14 protein-coding genes and 1 riboswitch are annotated in these 18,020 nt (G+C 70.4%); of the genes, 1 reads left to right on the forward strand and 13 read right to left on the reverse strand.

Annotated elements, in window-relative coordinates:
• Positions 1-158 precede the first annotated feature (158 nt).
• The 10 genes from ACIBCK_RS14085 to ACIBCK_RS14130 form a co-directional block, all read right to left on the reverse strand.
• Positions 159-863 (reverse strand): transglycosylase family protein, encoded by a 705-nt coding sequence (locus ACIBCK_RS14085; RefSeq protein ID WP_399389950.1) that lies wholly within the window; start codon positions 861-863, stop codon positions 159-161.
• A 3-nt stretch (positions 864-866) separates the two neighbouring features.
• Positions 867-1,060, reverse strand: a riboswitch (cyclic di-AMP (ydaO/yuaA leader).
• A 182-nt stretch (positions 1,061-1,242) separates the two neighbouring features.
• The gene (locus ACIBCK_RS14090; protein ID WP_399389952.1) at positions 1,243-2,247 is read right to left on the reverse strand and encodes a transglycosylase family protein; all 1,005 of its coding nucleotides are present in this window, start codon (positions 2,245-2,247) and stop codon (positions 1,243-1,245) included.
• A gap of 136 nt (positions 2,248-2,383) precedes the next feature.
• Positions 2,384-3,736 (reverse strand): cytochrome P450, encoded by a 1,353-nt coding sequence (locus tag ACIBCK_RS14095; protein WP_399389954.1) that lies wholly within the window; start codon positions 3,734-3,736, stop codon positions 2,384-2,386.
• 86 nt (positions 3,737-3,822) lie between these two features.
• Positions 3,823-4,833 (reverse strand): nucleoside triphosphate pyrophosphohydrolase, encoded by a 1,011-nt coding sequence (locus tag ACIBCK_RS14100; protein ID WP_399389955.1) that lies wholly within the window; start codon positions 4,831-4,833, stop codon positions 3,823-3,825.
• A gap of 45 nt (positions 4,834-4,878) precedes the next feature.
• Entirely contained in the window at positions 4,879-5,544 is a 666-nt protein-coding gene (locus ACIBCK_RS14105) for a SurA N-terminal domain-containing protein (protein ID WP_399389956.1), read from the reverse strand.
• A 130-nt stretch (positions 5,545-5,674) separates the two neighbouring features.
• Complete coding sequence (locus ACIBCK_RS14110; protein ID WP_399390669.1) at positions 5,675-7,222, reverse strand: protein kinase; 1,548 nt, start codon at positions 7,220-7,222, stop codon at positions 5,675-5,677.
• 14 nt (positions 7,223-7,236) lie between these two features.
• A complete protein-coding gene (locus ACIBCK_RS14115) occupies positions 7,237-7,812 on the reverse strand; it encodes a hypothetical protein (RefSeq protein ID WP_399389958.1) in 576 nt (191 codons plus the stop codon).
• Positions 7,813-8,009: 197 nt separating this feature from the next.
• Entirely contained in the window at positions 8,010-8,753 is a 744-nt protein-coding gene (locus ACIBCK_RS14120) for an N-acetyltransferase (protein WP_399389960.1), read from the reverse strand.
• Between the two features lie 63 nt (positions 8,754-8,816).
• Positions 8,817-9,533 (reverse strand): HNH endonuclease family protein, encoded by a 717-nt coding sequence (locus ACIBCK_RS14125; protein WP_399389962.1) that lies wholly within the window; start codon positions 9,531-9,533, stop codon positions 8,817-8,819.
• Positions 9,530-10,219, reverse strand: a complete 690-nt coding sequence (locus ACIBCK_RS14130; protein ID WP_399389963.1) for an MOSC domain-containing protein — start codon at positions 10,217-10,219, stop codon at positions 9,530-9,532. The genes ACIBCK_RS14125 and ACIBCK_RS14130 overlap by 4 nt, the downstream gene beginning before the upstream one ends.
• 143 nt (positions 10,220-10,362) lie before the next feature.
• Here ACIBCK_RS14130 and ACIBCK_RS14135 point away from each other — a divergent pair, with 143 nt between their 5' ends.
• Positions 10,363-10,785 carry a nuclear transport factor 2 family protein gene (locus tag ACIBCK_RS14135; protein ID WP_399389965.1) on the forward strand — a complete coding sequence of 141 codons (423 nt, stop codon included), beginning with the start codon at positions 10,363-10,365 and terminating at the stop codon, positions 10,783-10,785.
• A gap of 7 nt (positions 10,786-10,792) precedes the next feature.
• Here the strand turns inward: ACIBCK_RS14135 and mfd are convergent, their stop codons facing one another.
• The 3 genes from mfd to ACIBCK_RS14150 all read right to left on the reverse strand — a co-directional run bounded on the left by mfd (position 10,793) and on the right by ACIBCK_RS14150 (position 17,891).
• Complete coding sequence (gene mfd, locus ACIBCK_RS14140; protein ID WP_399389968.1) at positions 10,793-14,323, reverse strand: transcription-repair coupling factor; 3,531 nt, start codon at positions 14,321-14,323, stop codon at positions 10,793-10,795.
• A 197-nt stretch (positions 14,324-14,520) separates the two neighbouring features.
• Positions 14,521-17,106, reverse strand: a complete 2,586-nt coding sequence (locus tag ACIBCK_RS14145; RefSeq protein ID WP_399389969.1) for an ABC transporter permease — start codon at positions 17,104-17,106, stop codon at positions 14,521-14,523.
• Positions 17,103-17,891, reverse strand: coding sequence for an ABC transporter ATP-binding protein (locus ACIBCK_RS14150; protein ID WP_399389972.1), 789 nt, complete (start codon positions 17,889-17,891; stop codon positions 17,103-17,105). Before ACIBCK_RS14150 ends, ACIBCK_RS14145 begins: the two co-directional genes overlap by 4 nt.
• Positions 17,892-18,020: the final 129 nt, after the last annotated feature.

Here is an 18,020-nt window from a genome sequence, read left to right on the forward strand (position 1 = left end):
TCCCGGGCAACAGCCAGCCGAGCGACCGTCCTGTGGACAAACCGAGAGCGAAATGTTTACGAACGGAACAAACATACCCCGCCCCGGTGCGTACGGGGGATACGCGCACCGGGGCGGGGTGGACCCGTGGGGGCGGGGCCGGGAACAGCGGCTACTGCCTAGCTGAGGTGGAGCTGCTGGCCCGGGTAGATCATGTCGGCGTTGTCGATGATGTCGCCGTTGAGCTTGTACACCTTGTGCCAGCCGCCCTTGACGTCCTTGGCATCGGCGATCTTGGAGAGGGTGTCACCCTTCTTGACCTTGTACTCGCCGTCGCCCTTCTTGACCGTCTCGCCGGTCGGGGTCTCGACGGTCTTCTTGGACTCGGTCTTCGGAGCCTCGGCCTTGGGAGCGGCCTGCTGCGGCTGCTCGGTCTGCGGCGTGGGCTGGCTCTTGGGCTGCTCCTGGGTCTGCTGCGGGGCGCTCTCCTGCGCACCGCCACCCTCGTTGGAGGCGCTGGAGAGGCCGACGCCGCAGCTCGGCCAGGCACCCTTGCCCTGGCCCGCGAGGACCTTCTCGCCGATCTCGATCTGCTGGGCCTTGGAGGCCTTGTCGGCGGTGGGCGCGTACTTCGTGCCGCCGTACGCGGACCAGGTGGACGACGAGAACTGCAGGCCGCCCGTGTAGCCGTTGCCGGTGTTGATGGACCAGTTGCCGCCGGACTCGCACTGGGCGACGGCGTCCCACTCGGAGTTGGTCGCGGCGGAGGCCGAGCCGGCCGCCATCAGCGGGGCGGCGACGGCGACGCCGGTGACACCGGCGAGCGTGGCGACGCGAGTGGCCTTGGACGCGCGGCGGTGCTTGCCCTTGCTGGAAAACAGCATGAGTGATCCCCTCACCGACGCCTGCGAGGTGAGCTGTCGGGTTCGGGCCGATGAAGTTGCCCGGCCGCACTTCCTGAGTGCGACTTAACCCCTAGCCGTTCCCGTCCGTCTGCCCGCCTCGCTCTCGCGAGGCGTTCAACGGCCGGGCCCGGCGCAAACCTTGGGTCCCCCGCTCCTGCCTACGGCGCATGACGCGACGACTGTTCCCGAACGGCCGTTGGCAGGACTCGGCGTACCGACCGGCGGGGCCCGCTGTGGCGAGCGGTCACGACCGTAGTCATGCGATCGCCGGAATTTCAAAGACGATCAGGGCTTCTGAGACCCATGTCTCACTTGCGCCAATTGGGACAACGAGCGCAAAGCGACTCGCCAACTACCCCTACTTTTCGCCCAAATCGAGGCTCTGACCGGGCAGGATGAGATCGGGGTCGGAGCCGACCGACTGCTCGTTCTCGGCGTACAGACCGGCCCACCCGCCCTGCACGTCGTGCTCGTCGGCGATGGTCCAGAGGTTGTCTCCGGAGCGGACCGTGTACGTCCCCTCGGAGCCGTCCTCCTTGCGCTCGTCGCCACGGGAGGCGTGCCGGCCCGAGCCCTCGCGAGGGGCGTCGGCGGACGGCTTGTCGTCCGCGCTGTCGCCGCGGTGGCGGCCTTCGCCCTCGCCGGTGGAGGGGGTGGGGGCGGGCGAAGTCTCATCGTCGGGGCCGGACTTGTCCGTGTGTCCCGACTCGGGCGAGTTATCCGCCTTGCCGTCTTCGTCGTGATTCTTGTCTCGTGACGCGTCGTCGGCGGCGGGCTTCTCGGACGGCTCGGCGCTGTCCGAGGAGTCGGCCGACCCGCTCGGTGACGTACTCGGCTCGGGCGAATCGCCGGAGTCCTTCGTGTCCGACGGCTTCGACGACTCCGGCGATTCCGACGACCCGTCAGAGTAGTCGGAGCCGGAGGGGTCAGAGGGGTCCGCGGGGATCGTCGTGATCGGGGCACCCGGGTCGACGTCGGCGGCCGCACCGTCCTGGGTGAGGCCGGCGATCGGCGCGCAGCTCGGCCAGGCCTCGGGCCCCTGGTCGTCGAGGACCTTCTCGGCGACGGATATCTGCTGCGAGCGGCTGGCCTGGTCGGCGCTCGGCGCGAAGTCGAGGCCGCCGTAGTCCTCCCAGGTCTGCTGGGAGAGCTGGAGCCCTCCGTAGTAACCGTTGCCCGCGTCCGCGCTCCAGGACGCGCCGCTCTCGCACTCCGCGAGCTTGTCCCACGTGGCGGTGTCCGCCGCGCTCGCGCTGGTGGCTCCGAGCAGCGGGATGGCGATGGCCGATCCTGCGACTCCTGCCGCGACGATCAGGGCCGGGGCCTGGCGGGGGCGTCGGTGACGACCATTGCCGGAGAGCATGCGGTTGCCTTTCGCGTGACTGGAGCGACGACTGCGGCACGGGATGCCGAGTCGTCGGTGAACGTAGCGGCAGTCGAACGCTTGTCACAAGTCGATGCAGCGGAGATCACGTGAAAGTCACAGTCCTGACGGTTCGTCAGCTAAACGTCGTTCCAGGTGCCGAATCTTTGCTCTTCTGTGCGGGTGTGAACTCCACGGGCAGCGTGCGCAGTCCGCGCATGATGAGCCCGCCGCGCCACCTCAAATCACCAGGTTCTGCCGCAAGGCGCAGGTCAGGGAGGCGGCGCAGGAGCGTCGCGAGCGCGGCCTGACCCTCGAGCCTGGCGAGGGGCGCGCCGAGACAGTAATGAATGCCATGGCCGTAGCCGAGGTGTTGGTTGTCGCGGCGGGAGAGGTCCAGCGTGTCCGGCTGAGCGAATCGCTCGGGGTCGCGGTCGGCGGCGGCGAGGACGACCAGGACGGGGTCGCCGGCGGCGATGTCCTCCCCGCCGATCGTCAGCGGCTCGGTGGCGAACCGCCACGTGGCGAGTTCGACGGGACCGTCGAAGCGGAGGAGCTCTTCGAGGCCGGTCTCCAGGAGCCCGGTGTCGCCGTCCCTGAGGGAGTCCTGGAGGCGCTCGCGCTGCTCGGGGTGGGTGAGGAGGGCGTAGGTGCCGTTCCCGATGAGGTTGACGGTGGTCTCGAACCCGGCGAAGAGAAGGATGAACGCCATCGCGGCTGCCTCGTTCTCCGTGAGGTGCTCGCCATGGTCGGAGGCGCGGATGAGTCCGGAGATGAGGTCGTCGCCCGGTTCGAGGCGCTTGCGGTGGATCAGCTCGGCGAGATAGCCGCGCATCTTCTTCACGGAGCGGGCCACCCCGCCCCTCGGCCCTCCCCCGTGGCGGATCATCATCCCCGCCCAGTCGCGGAAGTCGTCCTGGTCCTCGCGGGGCACGCCGAGCAGGTCGCAGATCGCGTAGATGGGGAGCGGGAAGGCGAAGTCGTGGATGAGGTCGGCTTCCCCCTTCTCCACGAACTGGTCGATGAGCTGGTCGGTCAGCTCCTGCACGCGCGGCGCGAACTCGGCGACGCGGCGGGGCGTGAAGGCCTTGGAGACGAGGCGGCGCAGGCGGGTGTGGTCCGGCGGGTCGATGTTGAGCAGATGCGTCATGAGGTTCGCACTGCGCTCGCCGGGGATGCCGGTCTTGCTCTTCGCGTCCGAGGGCTCGCCGTGATGGGCGGGATTCTTGCTGAGCCGCGCGTCGGCGAGCGCCCGCTTGGCATCCCCGTACCGGGTGACCAGCCAGGCCTCCACACCACTGGGCAGCCTGGTCCTGTGCACAGGCGCGTTCTCGCGGAGCCAGGCGTAGGCGGGGTAGGGGTCGGTGGCGAACTCCCATGTGAAGAGTTCTGGTGCGACGGGCCCCTGGGCCTCGGGCACGGGGGTGTGCGCCCCTGCGGGGCAGGCTGCGGGGGTGTCTCCTGCGGGGGCGGGCGGCTGGTCTTGCATGGGGTCGACGTTATCCCGGCGTCCGGTGGCGGGTTCCGGCCCCGGGGTCCTCGTGGCCCTCATCACCGGCTCCGCCGAGTTCGTCCTCAAACGCCGGACGGGCTGGTACTCCCCTGTGCCTCGTGGCCGCCCTCCGCCGCCAGCACCGCATCCCGGTAAGCCCGTGCCGCCGCCCGCAGCGCTGCCTCCGGGTCCACGCCCTCCGCCTCCGCGCGCAGGGCGAGCGCGAGGAGTTCGTAGCCGATGCCTTCCCCTGAGGGGAAGGGGACCTCAAGGCCCGCCGTCCGTACCCGAGAGGCCAGCTTCGACGCCAGTGCCAGGCCCGGCTGGCCCAGGGGGATTCCCTCCGTGACCGACGAGCGCTGCTTCTCCTCGGCCTTCGTGCGGAGCCAGTGCGCCTTCACGTCCTCCGGGGTGTCCGCCGAGTCGTCGCCGAACACGTGCGGGTGGCGGTGGATCAGCTTCTCCACGATCGTGCCCGCCACGTCGTCCACGGAGAAGGGGGACTCGTCGTCCTCCTCCGCGATGCGGGCGTGGAAGACCACCTGGAGCAGGACGTCGCCGAGTTCCTCCCGCAGCTCGTCCCTGTCGCCCTCCTCGATCGCCTCGACCAGTTCGTACGCCTCCTCGATCGCGTACTTCGCCAGGCCCTTGTGCGTCTGCTGGGACGACCACGGGCACTCGACGCGGATCTGGTCCATGACCTGGACGAGGTCCAGAAGCCGCGCGCCCGGCAGGTCGTAGGACGCCGGGAGCAGCTCCAGGTCGGGCATCGCGACGCGGCCCGAGCCCGCGAGCCTCGCCAGGCCGTCCGTCAGGGCGCTGTCTCCGTCGGCCGTGGCGATGACGATGACCGTGCGATCGCCGGCGCAGGCGTCCACCAAGTCCTGGGCCGAGGGCGACGCCTGCTCCACCCGTACGCCCGCCTCACGCAGATACGGCAGCTGAGGGTGCTCGGCGTCGGCGCACAGGACCTCGTCGGCGCCGTGCAGGGCCTGCCACGCGGGCCAGGAGAGGAGGCCGGGGGCCACCCGGTGGCTCGTGGTGAGGAGGATGACGCGGCCGGGGGCGTCGGCCTGAGGCGTGGTTGCGTTCACCCGTCGAACGTAACGCACGCCGCCGACGGCCCCCGACCCACGGCCTTACGCCTGCTCGGGGCCCGCCGCGCCGCCTCCGGATACCTCGCGCACCCACGGCGTCTTGGAATCCGCGCGCTTGCTCTTCTGCACGTCCCACGTGCCGTAGCGCGGGTTCAGGTCCACGCCCAGCTTCTTGGACGCCTTGGAGAGTTCCTTCCAGAAGACCGCCTGGCCCTTTGGCGCGTTCATGTCCGCGCCCAGTTTCCTGGCGAGCTTCTGGGCCTCGATCTCCGTGCGGAGGCTGTTCTCCAGCTGGGACGGGGCGACGCTGTACTGCTGGAGCCAGCCCTGTTCGAGCTGCTTCTTGCCGCCCGCCTGCTGTTCGAGGCCCGCTCTCATCCGCTGGATGTCGCGGCGCGACACGTCGACGCCGGCGTCGACCGCCGCCTGGTGCAGCACCTTGTCGAGGACCATCGTGTGCAGCGTGCTGCGGGTGAGGCCGCCGGACTTGGCGATGGCCTGCTCGTACTGCTGCTCGTCCGGGATCGCGGCGCGCTGCGCGGCGCGCACCTCGTTCACCCGGCCCTCCAGCTGCGAGACCGTGATCCGGTCGTTGCCCACGACGGCCGCGGCGCCCGGATGGGCTTCGGCGCCGCAGGCGGTCAGGAGGGGGGCCGCGGCGATGGCCGCGGTGGCGAGGGTGAGCGCGGTGCGACGGCGGCGGTGCAAGTGAGCCTCCCGGTCGAGAGATTGTGCGGCGGTGCACAAAGTCTTGCGGTGATCGATGTTAGGCAGTGGCCGGTGTCTCGGCCACCCATTCGACCAACGATTCGAGGCAAGTTGGGGTACGTTCCCGCGTTCAGCCCCGCACCTGGCCCAGCCACTGCAACGTTCGCCGGATCTCCGCGGGGAAGGGGTGGCCCATCCCGTGCATCCGCTCGGCGTCCATCAGCAGCCGCGCCAGCGTGTCGTGGGCCGCCGCGCGGTCGCCGAGCGCGAGGAGCAGGTGGCCGATGCGGCGGCGGATGTCGAGGGGGCGTTCGCGGTCGTCGGATGCGTAGCGGTTCTCGTAGTAAGGGAGGAGCGCCCTGTACTCCGCGAGCGCCGCCGCCGGTTCGCCCAGTTGCTCCAGGCACTGCGCCGCCTCGTAGCGGAACTGGAGGGAGTGCGGGTCGGCCTGGCCCGACTCGGCGGCGCGTTCGTCGGCGAGGCGGCGCAGTTCGGGCAGGGCGCGGCGGTACTGGCCGTCGTCCATGAGCGTGGCCGCGTACTGCTTGCGCAGGGAGCGGACCACCGGGGAGTGCTCGCCGTGCTTGGCGGCGGCCGCGGGCAGGATCGCGCCGAGGATGTCCACGGCCTGGGTGATGCGGCCCTCGCCGAGGAGCCGCTTGACCTCGTCGACCGCGCGCACCACGTCGGTGTGGCTGCCGGGGGTCTGCCGGTGGTCGGTGCGGTCCGGCTGGATGGCGGGGGCGGGCGCCGGTGTCGTCGCACGGTCGGGCCATGGCGCGTGCGGGCGCAGGAAGGGGCGGGTGGGGTCGAGCGGACCGCCGGTCGGTATGCCGCGCGCGGGGAGCAGCGGGACCAGTTCCTCGTAGACCTCCTGGGCGCTGGCGTGCCGGTGCTGCGGGTCCTTGGCGAGGAGCCGGAGGACCAGGGCTTCGAGGGCCTCGGGGACCTCCGCGCGCAGGCGGCGGACCGGGAGCGGCGGTTCGTAGAGGTGGCGGTGCAGGACGCCGAGCGCGGTCGATCCGCTGAACGGCACGTCGCCGCTGAGGAGTTCGTGCAGCAGGACGCCCAGGGCGTACAGATCGGTGTACGGGCCTACCGCGCCGCCCATCGCCTGCTCGGGGGCCATGTAGGCGGGGCTGCCGATGGGTGAGCCGGTGTGCGTGAGGCGGGTGGTGTCGATGTCCATGACCGAGGCGATGCCCAGGTCGAGGATGGAGACCGTGCCGTCCTGCTTGACCATCACGTTCCGCGGCTTGAGGTCGCGGTGCACGATCGGTACGGCGTGCACCGCGGAGAGCACGGCGCACAGTTGCGCGGCGATCGCGACGGCCCACTGCCACGGGTAGGGGTCGTGCTCGGCGAGGTGGTCGCCGAGGTCGGCCCCGTCCACGTACTGCATGACGAGGTAGAGGTCATCGCCCTCGGTGCCCGCGTCATGGACGGTGACCAGGCCCGGATGGTCGACCTGCGCGGTGACGCGGCACTCGCGCACGAAGCGGCGGCGCAGCTCGTCGGCCTCGGCGCCCGCGACCCGGTCGGGGCGCAGCAGCTTGACCGCGACGCGGCGGTCGAGGCGTTGGTCGTACGCCGTCCAGACCTGGCCCATGCCGCCCTGGCCGATGAGCGTGGCGAGTTCATAGCGCCCCGCAATGAAACGGCCGACGCGGCCGCCCATCCCCGATGACACGGTCAGCTGCCGCCTTCCTGCTTGCGCAGGTAGTCACTGAGCTCGTCGAGCTCGGCCTGTACTTGGTGGATGCGGGCCGGTGCGGGGCGCGTGGGGGGCGGCGGCGTCTGCTGGACCGGCGGCTGGTGCAGTTGGGTGGGCTGGAGGTGGACGGGCGCGGGGGCCGGGGCGGCGGGCTGCTGGGGGTAGCCGTACGCGGGCTGCGTGGCCGCGTAGCCGCCGTACTGCTGGGGGCGGTAGCGGCTGAAGTGCCGTATGTCCGCGAACAGGTAGTAGGCGACGGCGGCGAGGAGCGTGGTCAGGAGCACCACCATGCCCGCGTTGCCCGGCCCTTGGAACTCGTCGTCGCCCGGGTCGATGCCGACGAGGACGAGGGCCGTCACGTCGAGCGCGGTCACGAGCCCGAACAGGACCCAGTCGTACGACCTGCGGGTCACGATCGCGAGCCGCAGCATCGGCGCCCAGGCGAGCAGGCCGCACGTCACGACGGCGAGGACCACGAACAGCACGCGCAGCGTCACATGAGTGCCGCCGGAGGTCGGCGGCGGTTGCTGCGGCGCATAGCCGTGGCCGTGCATGGCTTCTCCTGGTGCCTGATGCGGCCGCACGCTCCCTCCGAGGGGAACGCACGGCCGAAAGTCGGGATACGAAACACGAACCGGTGCGGATTCGAGCGTATAGGCCGACAAGGAGAAGCGGTCCAGGGTTGTACCGAACCGTTGCGGTACTGGTCACGTCCCGTCCGACCACCGCGGTGCGGCACGGGCTCACGGGCTCACAGCACGTGCCGCACCCACACGTTCGGCTCCACGTACACCGCGTAGCCCCGCTCCGGCTCGCAGAGCACCGGCACCAGCGCGCCCGGCACCTCGACGGGGCCGGCGGTGTCGAACGGCAGGCCCGTCCACGCCCGCCACTGCGCGGTCGAACCGGACACCGTCATCGACGCGTGCGCCACCTTCTCGATGGTGCCGCCCGCCCGCACGTGCACCCGCAGCCACGGGTCGGCGGGCAGCCCGTCGTCCCGCTTGCGCCGCGCGTACGTGTCGATCAGCTCGGCCGGTTCGAGATGCTTGGCGTTCGGGCGGACCGGGGCGACGACCTGCGCGAAGCCTCGCCCGCGTGCGTTCTCGCGCATCGCGGCGAGCATCCGCCCGGAGACACCGTGCCCGAGGAACTCCTTCGCCACGGTGATCTCGATCGCGCTCACCGTGTCGGGCTTCCTGCCGTGCCGCAGGTCGGAGAACGCCCACAGCATGACCTGGTCCCAGCCGCCGTCCGGCAGCTCCCGGCGCCCGTCGGCGTCCAGCGCGAACGGCACGCTGAACGCCTTGGCCGCGACCGTGCCCTTCACGTCCGTGGCGACCAGGACGTACTCGGGAAGGTCCTTGACGATCCGCCCGATCATCGACCACGCGATGGGGTCGTTCCCGATGAACTCCGGCCAGGTGTCGTCCATCTCCCAGAGCGGCCCGGCGAGTTCGGGCCGCTCGGCCAGCGTCGTGATCTTGAGGTCCATGCCCCGGACGGTAGCGGGCACGGACCAGCCTGTTAAGTCATTTTTTCCGGCGTACGGAACCGCTCAGCGCGCGTGGAACCGGCCGGGCGCCGCCGTCGGACCGCCCCCGGCCGGCAGCTTCTCGCTCGGGCAGTCCGACAGGACCCGCTTCATCGCGTCCCGCTCGGCGCCCGTCACCCACACCTCGTACTTCTTCTTCACCGCCACCTGCCGCGCCACGTAGGCACACCGATAGCCCTTGTCCGGCGGCAGCCACGTGGCCGTGTCGCCGTCCCCCTTGCCGCGGTTGGGGCCCGCGTCGACCGCGAGGAGGTTGAGCGGGTCGTTGGCGAAGGCGATGCGCTTGCTCGGCTTCCACGTGCCCGCGCCCTTCTGCCAGGCGTCCGAGAGGGCGACGAGATGGTCTATGTCGACCTGGCTGCGACCGCGCACGAACGTCACGTCCTTGCCGGTGTACGGGTCGGGCGAGAGCGCTCCGGACGACACCTCGCAGTCCTCGCCGTCGCTGTACTTCACGTCCTTGAGGTCGCGCTTGAGGATGTCGTCGCGGGTTCCACAGCCGTTTGAGTCCGTGTCGGCCCAGGGGCTGCCGAAGCGGTCGCGGTCGTAACCGGTCTTGGGGGCGCGGCCCTTGACGGTGAGCGTGTCGACGGCGGCGAGAGCGGGTCCCCCCTTGGCTTCGGGCCCGGAAGAGCCGCCGGGCTCCTCCTCCAGGGAGCAGCCGCTGACGACGAGCACGAGCAGCAGCGCGGCGCCAACTCCCTTGCCGCGGCGCCTCACTTGACCGTCACCTCCGCTCCGAGCGCGAGCGTGCCGGGCGTCACGACGTCCGCGTACACGCCGATGCACATGCCGCGCGTGGCGGTGAGCGTCTTGAGGATGCGATGGTCGGCCGGGAGGCCGCGCTGGGCCTGGGTGGTCATGACGCAGCGTTCGATGCGCTCGACGACGCGCAGCCGCGGGCCGCCGTCGAAGGCGATCTCCCGGCCCACCCAGTCCTCCTCGATCCACGGTTCGTCGGTCTCGACCACGATGTTCTTGCGCAGCCTGCGTACGTCGACGGGGTCGGTGTCGCCGAGCAGCTCGCCGAGCGCGCGCAGCGAGGCGGTGCCGACCAGGGATACGGCACCCGCGTCCTGATGGTTCACCTCGCCTTCGCGCGCCAACTCAACGCCTGCGCCGAAGAGTTCAGCCACCCGCGGATCGCCGGGCCGCAGCCTCTCACCGTCCGGGGTGGTGACGACGGGGTCGCCGTCCTCGTAGGCGGCGGAGTACTCCAGCATCCCCGGCGTGTGCCGGAACCTGCGGGTGCTCTTCCCGCTCCCCAGCTTCCCGTCCTCGTGCCGCAGGGCCCACAGCCGGTCACCGGCCACACCCCGCTCGTCGATGACGAGGTGCTCGTGTTCCTCGCCCAGCATCGACTTCACCGGAAAACAGACCAGCCCCACCACGGCTCCATGCCCCACGGCACATCCCCTCCCCTGACCCACGCGCTTCGGTCTCTCCCCGTCACCGTAATGGCGTCGGCATTACCTCCGGCGTAATCGCCCCTTCCCCGGCGCTGCGGAAGTATCGACGGCATCGCAGGAACACCGACCGAGGAGTCCGGATGACCGTCAAGCCCTCCACCGAAGACGCGACCCGCGCCGCCGTCCAGGCCTTCCTGGGGTTCCGGCTCAGCGGTGACAGCGAGGGCCTGACCGCCCTCTTCGCCGACGAGGTCGACTGGATGCTCGCCGAGAACCCGGGCGTCCCGTGGATCCGGCCGCGGTCCACCGCCGCCGAGTGCGCCGCCCAGTCCGCCGAACTCGCCGCGCACACGGTCCCGGAGAAGGCCGGCGCCACCGTCGACACGATCATGGTCGAGGGAACGGAAGCCGTGCTCTTCGGGCAGCTCTGGGGCACGGTGCGGGCGACCGGCAAATCCTTCGAAGGCCCCTTCGCACTGCGCCTGACGGTCGAGGACGGGCGGGTCACCCGACACCACCTCTACGAGAACAGCCGCTCGATCGCCGACGCCTGCACCCCGTGACCGCGCCCTACGACCCCACGATCGTCGTCAGGAACTCCCCGACCCAGCCGAGCAGTTCGCGGCCGATCAACGGCTTCCCGCCGACCTTGGCGGTCTTGGGGCGCGGGACGAGCAGCTGCTGGGCGTTCTCCTTGATGACCGTGCCGGGGTAGAGGCGCTTGAGGCGCAGCTCCTGGGACTCCCGCAGTTCCACCGGGGCGAACCGGATGTTGTTGCCCTGGAGCACGATCTCGCCGACCGAGCACGCGCGGGCCAGCATGCGCAGGCCCGCCACGAGGAGGAGGTTCTCCACGGGCTCGGGCAACTTGCCGTAGCGGTCGGTGAGTTCCTCGCGCACCGCCTTGACGTCCTGCTCGCTGCTCGCGGATGCGATCGAGCGGTAGGCCGCCAGGCGCAGCCGCTCCCCGGGGGCGTAGTCGTGCGGGACGTGCGCGTCGACCGGCAGCTCGACCTTGACCTCCAGCGGCGGCTCCTCCTCCACGCCGCCCTCCAGGGACGCGCGGTAGTCGGCCACCGCCTCGCCCACCATGCGGACGTAGAGGTCGAAGCCGACGCCCGCGATGTGCCCGGACTGTTCGCCGCCCAGGAGGTTGCCCGCGCCGCGGATCTCCAGGTCCTTCATCGCCACGTACATGCCCGCGCCCATCTCCGTGTGCTGGGCGATGGTGGCGAGGCGCTCGTGGGCGGTCTCCGTCAGCGGCTTCTCCGGCGGGTAGAGGAAGTAGGAGTATCCGCGCTCGCGGCCACGGCCGACACGGCCGCGCAGCTGGTGGAGCTGCGAGAGGCCGAAGTTGTCGCCGCGTTCGACGATGAGGGTGTTCGCGTTGGAGATGTCGATGCCCGATTCGACGATCGTCGTCGAGACGAGCACGTCGAACTTCTTCTCCCAGAAGTCCACCACCACTTGTTCCAGGGCCTGTTCGGACATCTGACCGTGCGCGGTGGCGATGCGCGCCTCGGGGACGATGTCCCGCAGCCGGGCCGCCGCGCGGTCGATGGACTCGACGCGGTTGTGGATGTAGAAGACCTGGCCCTCGCGAAGGAGTTCGCGGCGGATGGCCGCGCCGATCTGCTTCTCCTCGTACGGGCCGACGAAGGTCAGGACGGGGTGGCGCTCCTCGGGGGGCGTGGTGATGGTCGACATCTCGCGGATGCCGGTCACGGCCATTTCGAGCGTACGGGGAATGGGGGTGGCCGACATGGTCAGGACGTCGACGTTGGCCCGCAGCTTCTTCAGCTGTTCCTTGTGCTCGACGCCGAAGCGCTGCTCCTCGTCGACGATGACCAGGCCGAGGTCCTTGAACTTCGTCTCGGACGAGAAGAGGCGGTGCGTGCCGATGACGATGTCGACCGAGCCGTCACGCAGGCCCTCCAGGGTCGCCTTGGACTCCGTCTCCGTCTGGAAGCGCGACAACGCCCTTACCTTGACGGGGAATTGGGAGTACCGCTCGCTGAAGGTACCGAAGTGCTGCTGCACGAGCAGCGTCGTCGGGACGAGGACCGCCACCTGCTTGCCGTCCTGGACCGCCTTGAAGGCGGCACGGACCGCGATCTCCGTCTTGCCGTAGCCGACGTCGCCACAGATCAGGCGGTCCATCGGGACCGTCTTCTCCATGTCGTCCTTCACCTCGGCGATGGTGGTCAGCTGGTCGGGCGTCTCCACGTACGGGAAGGCGTCCTCCAGCTCGCGCTGCCAGGGGGTGTCGGGGGCGAAGGCGTGGCCGGGGGCCGCCATGCGGGCGGAGTACAGCTTGATGAGGTCGGCGGCGATCTCCTTGACCGCCTTCTTCGCGCGCGCCTTCGTCTTCGTCCAGTCGGCGCCGCCCAGGCGGTGCAGCGTGGGGGCCTCGCCGCCGACGTACTTGGTGATCTGCTCCAGCTGGTCGGTGGGGATGTAGAGCCGGTCGCCGGGCTGGCCGCGCTTGGCGGGGGCGTACTCCACGACCAGGTACTCACGGGTGGCGCCCTGGACGGTGCGCTGGACCATCTCGATGTAGCGGCCGACGCCGTGCTGCTCGTGGACGATGTAGTCGCCGGCCTCCAGGGTCAGCGGGTCGATCGTCTTGCGGCGGCGGGCGGGCATCCGCTGGCCGTCCTTGCCGGCCGCCTTCTGTCCCGAGAGGTCGGTCTCGGTGAGGACGGCGAGCTTGAGCGCGGGGTCGATGAAGCCGTAGTCGATGGAGCCGCAGGAGACGTGCACGACCGACGGCGTCAGCTCGGTGAGTTCCCCGTCGAGGCGGGCCGCGATGCCCTCGCCGCCCAGGACCTCCACGGTGCGGGCGGCCGGGCCGTGGCCCTCGGTCACGTAGACGGTGCGCCAGCCGTCGGCGAGCCAGCCCTTGGTGTCGGCGAGGGCCTTCGCGGTGTCGCCGCGGTAGGTCTCGGTGGCGTGCATGCCGAGTTTGAGGGTGTCGTCGTCAAGGTCTTCGTCGGCGGCGAACGGCGAGACGGACCACCACATCATGCCGAGGTCGCTCGCGTGGTCGCGGACGTCCGCGATGCCCCAGAGCGAGGCCGCGTCCACGTCGATGGGCGCGTCACCGCCACCGGCGGTCGCCGCCCAGCTGGCCTGGAGGAACTCCTGGCTGGTCGCCACGAGGTCGGCGGCCCGGGTGCGCACCCGCTCGGGATCGCAGACCACGGCCATGGAGTCCTGCGGCAGGACGTCGAGCAGCAGCTCCATGTCGTCGACCAGGACCGGCGCGAGGGACTCCATGCCCTCGACGGCGATGCCTTCGGCGATCTTGCCGAGCAGCTCGCCGAGCTCGGGGTGCGCCTCGGCGAGAGCCGCGGCCCTCTCCCGTACGTCGTCCGTGAGGAGCAGCTCGCGGCAGGGTGGGGCCCACAGGCCGTGCTCGGCGACCTCCAGGGAGCGCTGGTCGGCGACCTTGAAGTAGCGGATCTCCTCGACGTCGTCGCCCCAGAACTCGACGCGGAGGGGGTGCTCCTCGGTCGGCGGGAAGACGTCCAGGATGCCGCCGCGCACGGCGAACTCGCCGCGCTTCTCGACCAGCTCGACCCGGGAGTACGCGGCTGCCGCGAGGGCCTCCACGGTGTCGTTCAGGTCCACGCTCTCACCGGTGCGCAGGGCCACGGGCTCCAGGTCGCCCAGGCCCTTGACCTGCGGCTGGAGCACCGAGCGCACGGGGGCGACGATCACGGAGACGGGGCCCGTCTCGGGGTCGTCGGGGCGCGGGTGCGCGAGGCGGCGCAGGACCGCGAGGCGGCGGCCGACGGTGTCGGAGCGGGGCGAGAGGCGCTCGTGCGGGAGCGTCTCCCAGGAGGGGTACTCGACGACTCCGTCCGGCGGGATGATCGTGCGCAGGGCGGCCGCCAGGTCCTCGGCCTCGCGCCCGGTCGCCGTCACGGCGAGGACGGTGCGGTTCGTCTCGCGGGCGAGGGCGGCGACCGCGAAGGGCCGGGCGGCGGGCGGGCCGACCAGGTCGACGTGCATGCGGTTGCCGTCGGTCGCGGCCTTGACCGCTTCGGCGAGTGCGGAGTCCTTGACGACAGCGTCGAGCAGACCGTGCAGGCTCATGTGGGCTTTCGCTTTCCGTCCAGGTTCCAGGGCGCGCGGGGGCAACGCGAACCGCCCGGCACGTCGCACGGGCCGGGGATCTCCAGCGTACGACTCCGGACTGACAGCCGCTGGCCGTCGAGGCGTCGTGGCACGATTCGGCCCCCGGCAGGCAGCGCCTGCCGGGGGCCGATTCCCCCGCACCCCCGTAGCGGGAGCTATTCCGTGGCGATGGCGTTCAGGACGTTCATCCGGCCCGCCCTGAAGGCGGGAACCAGCGCCGCGAACAGGCCCACGAAGGCCGAGCCGATGAAGACGGTGATGATCGTCGGCCAGGGGATCTCCAGGACCTTCAGGCCCTCCAGGGCGAGCAGCTTCTGCGCCGTCGCACCCCAGCCCATGCCGAGACCGAGGCCGAGCAGGGCGCCGAAGAGGGCGATGACCACCGACTCCAGGCGGATCATGCGGCGCAGCTGGCGGCGCGAGAGGCCGATCGCCCGCATCAGACCGATCTCACGGGTCCGCTCGACCACCGAGAGGGCGAGGGTGTTCACCACGCCCAGGATCGCGACGATGATCGCGAGGCCGAGCAGCCCGTAGACCATGTTCAGCATCTGGCCGACCTGGTCCTTCAGCGTCTGCTTGAAGTCGGTCTGGTCCATGACCTTGTACTGCGGGTAATCGGCCATGGCCGCCTTCAGCGACTTGTACGCCGCGTCCTGCTGGCCCTTCTCCGCCTTGGCGAACATGATCTCGTTCGGCGGCATCCGGTCGGCGGGCACGTACTTCGCGGCGGTCGAGATGTTCACGTACATCGCGCCCCCGTCGATCGTGGCCTCGCTCGACGTGATGGCCCGGACCGTCATCTCGCCCGTCCTGCCGTGGTCGAAGGCGAGCTTCACCTTGTCGCCGAGGCCGATGCCGTGGTCCTTGGCGAAGTCCTCGCCGACCGACATGGAGTCCGGCTTGTAGGCGTCGGCGAGCTTGCCCGCGACGGTCTCGCTGCGCAGGTCCTCGGCGTACGTCGCGTCGGCGGCGCTCAGGCCGACCTTCTTCGCGGTCTTGCCGTTCGGGGCGGTCAGGTCCGCCTTGATGTCCTTGTACCGGGTGATGTGGGCGATGTGGTCGGCCTTCTCCAGGGACTTCGCGGCCTTCGGGGTGATCGCCTGCGTGTTCTCGGACTCGATGATGAAGTCCGCGCCGACCGACTTGTCGAGCTCGTCCGTGGCCGACGCGACCATCGAGGAGCCGACCACGGAGAGGCAGGCGACCAGCGCGAGGCCGATCATCAGGGCCGCGCCGGTGGCGCCGGTGCGGCGCGGGTTGCGCAGGGCGTTGCGCTCGGCCATCCGCCCGACGGGCCCGAACATCCGCAGGATCACGACGCTGATGACGCGGACCACGCCATTGGCGAGGACTGGGCCGATGACGACGAAGCCGATGAGGGTGAGGACGACGCCGCCGCCGAGGAAGAGCGATCCCTCGCTCGCCTTGTCCGCCTGGGACGCGGTGTAGAGGCCGAAGACGCCGGCGCCGGTGAGGACCAGGCCGATGAGCGCGCGCAGGGCGCTCGCCTTGCCGTCGGACGGTGTTCCCGCGTCGCGCAGGGCGGCCATCGGGGAGACCTTGGCGGCGCGCCGCGCGGGGAGGTAGGCGGCGAGGACGGTGACGACGATGCCGAGGACCATGCCGACCACGGGCGTCGTCCACTTGACGGTGAGGTCCTGGGTGGACAGCTCCATGCCCATGCCGGACATGAGCTGCATCAGACCGACGGCCAGACCGACGCCCGCGCCGACACCGAGGACCGAGCCGATGACGCCGAGAAGGAGCGCCTCGACGAGCACCGAGCGGTTGACCTGCTTGCGGCTCGATCCGATGGCGCGCATCAGGCCGATCTCGCGGGTGCGCTGGGCGACCAGCATCGAGAAGGTGTTGATGATGAGGAAGATGCCGACGAGGAAGGCGATCCCGGCGAAGCCGAGCATCGCGTACTTCATCACGTCGAGGAACCCGCCGACGCTCTCACGGCCGTCGTCCGAGGTCTCCTGCTGCGTCTTGACCTTGTACGCGGAGGCGTCCGCGCCCATGGTCTCGGCGACGTTCCGCTTGAGGACCGAGTCGCTGACGCCCGGCTCGGCGCTCACGTTGACCTGGGTGAACTTGCCGGTGGAGCCGATGAGTTCACGCTGCGCCGTCGCGGTGTCGAAGTAGACGATCGCGGCACCGGGGTTGGTCACCTTGAAGGTGGCGATGCCGGAGATCTTGGCGGTGTGGTCGCCGGCGACCGCGATGGTGCGCAGCTCGTCACCGATCTTGAGGTGGTGCTTGTCGGCGGTGTCGGAGTCGATCATCACGTCGGTGGGTCCGCGCGGGGCGTGCCCGGAGGTGATGTCCATCGAACGCCGGTCGTTGTGCGTCCAGTTCCCGGCGATGGTGGGGCCGCCGCCGGTCGGGCCGACGTTCTCCTTCTCCGCGTTGACGACGGTGACGGCCGTGCTGCTGACCGCGCCCTCGGCGGACTTCGCGCCCTCTGCCTTCTTCGCCCGGTCGACGAGCGACGCGGGTATCGACTCGGGCCTGCCGCTGTCGGGCGTCTCGCCCGAGTCCTCGGCGTTCTTGCTGGTGACGGTGACATCGGCGGACGTCGCGGCGAAGAGCTTGTCGAACGTCGTGTTCATCGTGTCGGAGAAGACGAGCGTGCCGCAGACGAACGCCACCGACAGGATCACGGCCACGGCGGAGAGCGCCATGCGGCCCTTGTGCGCGAAGAAGTTGCGCATCGAGGTCTTGAGGACGGTCATGACGTGCGCCCCCGCGCGTCGAAGTCCTTCATGCGGTCGAGGACGGAATCGGCGGTCGGCGCGTACATCTCGTCGACGATCCGGCCGTCCGCTAGATAGAGCACCCGGTCCGCGTACGAGGCCGCCACCGGGTCATGCGTGACCATCACGATGGTCTGGCCCAGCTCGGTCACCGACTTGCGCAGGAAGCCCAACACCTCCGCTCCCGCACGGGAGTCGAGGTTTCCGGTCGGCTCGTCACCGAAGATGATCTCCGGGCGTGCGGCCAGGGCGCGGGCCACGGCGACGCGCTGCTGCTGGCCGCCGGAGAGCTCGGTCGGGCGGTGCTTGAGGCGGCCCGCGAGGCCGACGGTCTCCACGACCTGGTCCAGCCAGCCGCGGTCGGGCTTGCGGCCCGCGATGTCCATCGGGAGCGTGATGTTCTCGATGGCGTTGAGCGTGGGCAGGAGGTTGAACGCCTGGAAGATGAAGCCGATCCGGTCCCGGCGCAGCTGCGTGAGCTTCTTGTCCTTCAGGCCGGTGATCTCGGTCTCGTCGAGGTAGATCTGCCCGGAGGACACGGTGTCCAGGCCCGCGAGGCAGTGCATCAGGGTCGACTTGCCGGAGCCGGAGGGACCCATGATCGCGGTGAACTGCCCGCGGGCGATGTCCACGTCGATCTCGTCGAGCGCGACGACCCGGGTCTCCCCGGACCCGTACGCCTTCACGACCTGGCGCGCCCGTGCCGCCACGGCCGTACGCCCTCCAGTGCCCCCGTGCCTGGGAATGGTTACAGCCGATGTCACGGTATATCTCCTAAGTCGGTTGTGCGGTACGTCAGGTGTACTCGGACGTGTTCGCTACGCATAAAGATTCTGACCGTCCGACGGCCCCCGCGCGCTGGTGCCCAGCGCAGTCTTTTGCTGGGGAAAACC

This window comes from Streptomyces sp. NPDC051218 (assembly GCF_044455475.1).
In the GTDB taxonomy this organism is placed as follows: Bacteria; Actinomycetota; Actinomycetes; order Streptomycetales; family Streptomycetaceae; genus Streptomyces.

Bases quoted from the DNA above. Each gene is read 5' to 3' on its own strand.
- mfd (WP_399389968.1), bottom strand. From the start codon at position 14,323: ATGAGCCTGCACGGTCTGCTCGACGCTGTCGTCAAGGACTCCGCACTC.
- ACIBCK_RS14085 (WP_399389950.1), bottom strand. From the start codon at position 863: ATGCTGTTTTCCAGCAAGGGCAAGCACCGCCGCGCGTCCAAGGCCACT.
- ACIBCK_RS14135 (WP_399389965.1), top strand. From the start codon at position 10,363: ATGACCGTCAAGCCCTCCACCGAAGACGCGACCCGCGCCGCCGTCCAG.
- ACIBCK_RS14115 (WP_399389958.1), bottom strand. From the start codon at position 7,812: ATGCACGGCCACGGCTATGCGCCGCAGCAACCGCCGCCGACCTCCGGC.
- ACIBCK_RS14110 (WP_399390669.1), bottom strand. From the start codon at position 7,222: ATGGGCGGCCGCGTCGGCCGTTTCATTGCGGGGCGCTATGAACTCGCC.
- ACIBCK_RS14145 (WP_399389969.1), bottom strand. From the start codon at position 17,106: ATGACCGTCCTCAAGACCTCGATGCGCAACTTCTTCGCGCACAAGGGC.
- ACIBCK_RS14120 (WP_399389960.1), bottom strand. From the start codon at position 8,753: ATGGACCTCAAGATCACGACGCTGGCCGAGCGGCCCGAACTCGCCGGG.
- ACIBCK_RS14090 (WP_399389952.1), bottom strand. From the start codon at position 2,247: ATGCTCTCCGGCAATGGTCGTCACCGACGCCCCCGCCAGGCCCCGGCC.
- ACIBCK_RS14095 (WP_399389954.1), bottom strand. From the start codon at position 3,736: ATGCAAGACCAGCCGCCCGCCCCCGCAGGAGACACCCCCGCAGCCTGC.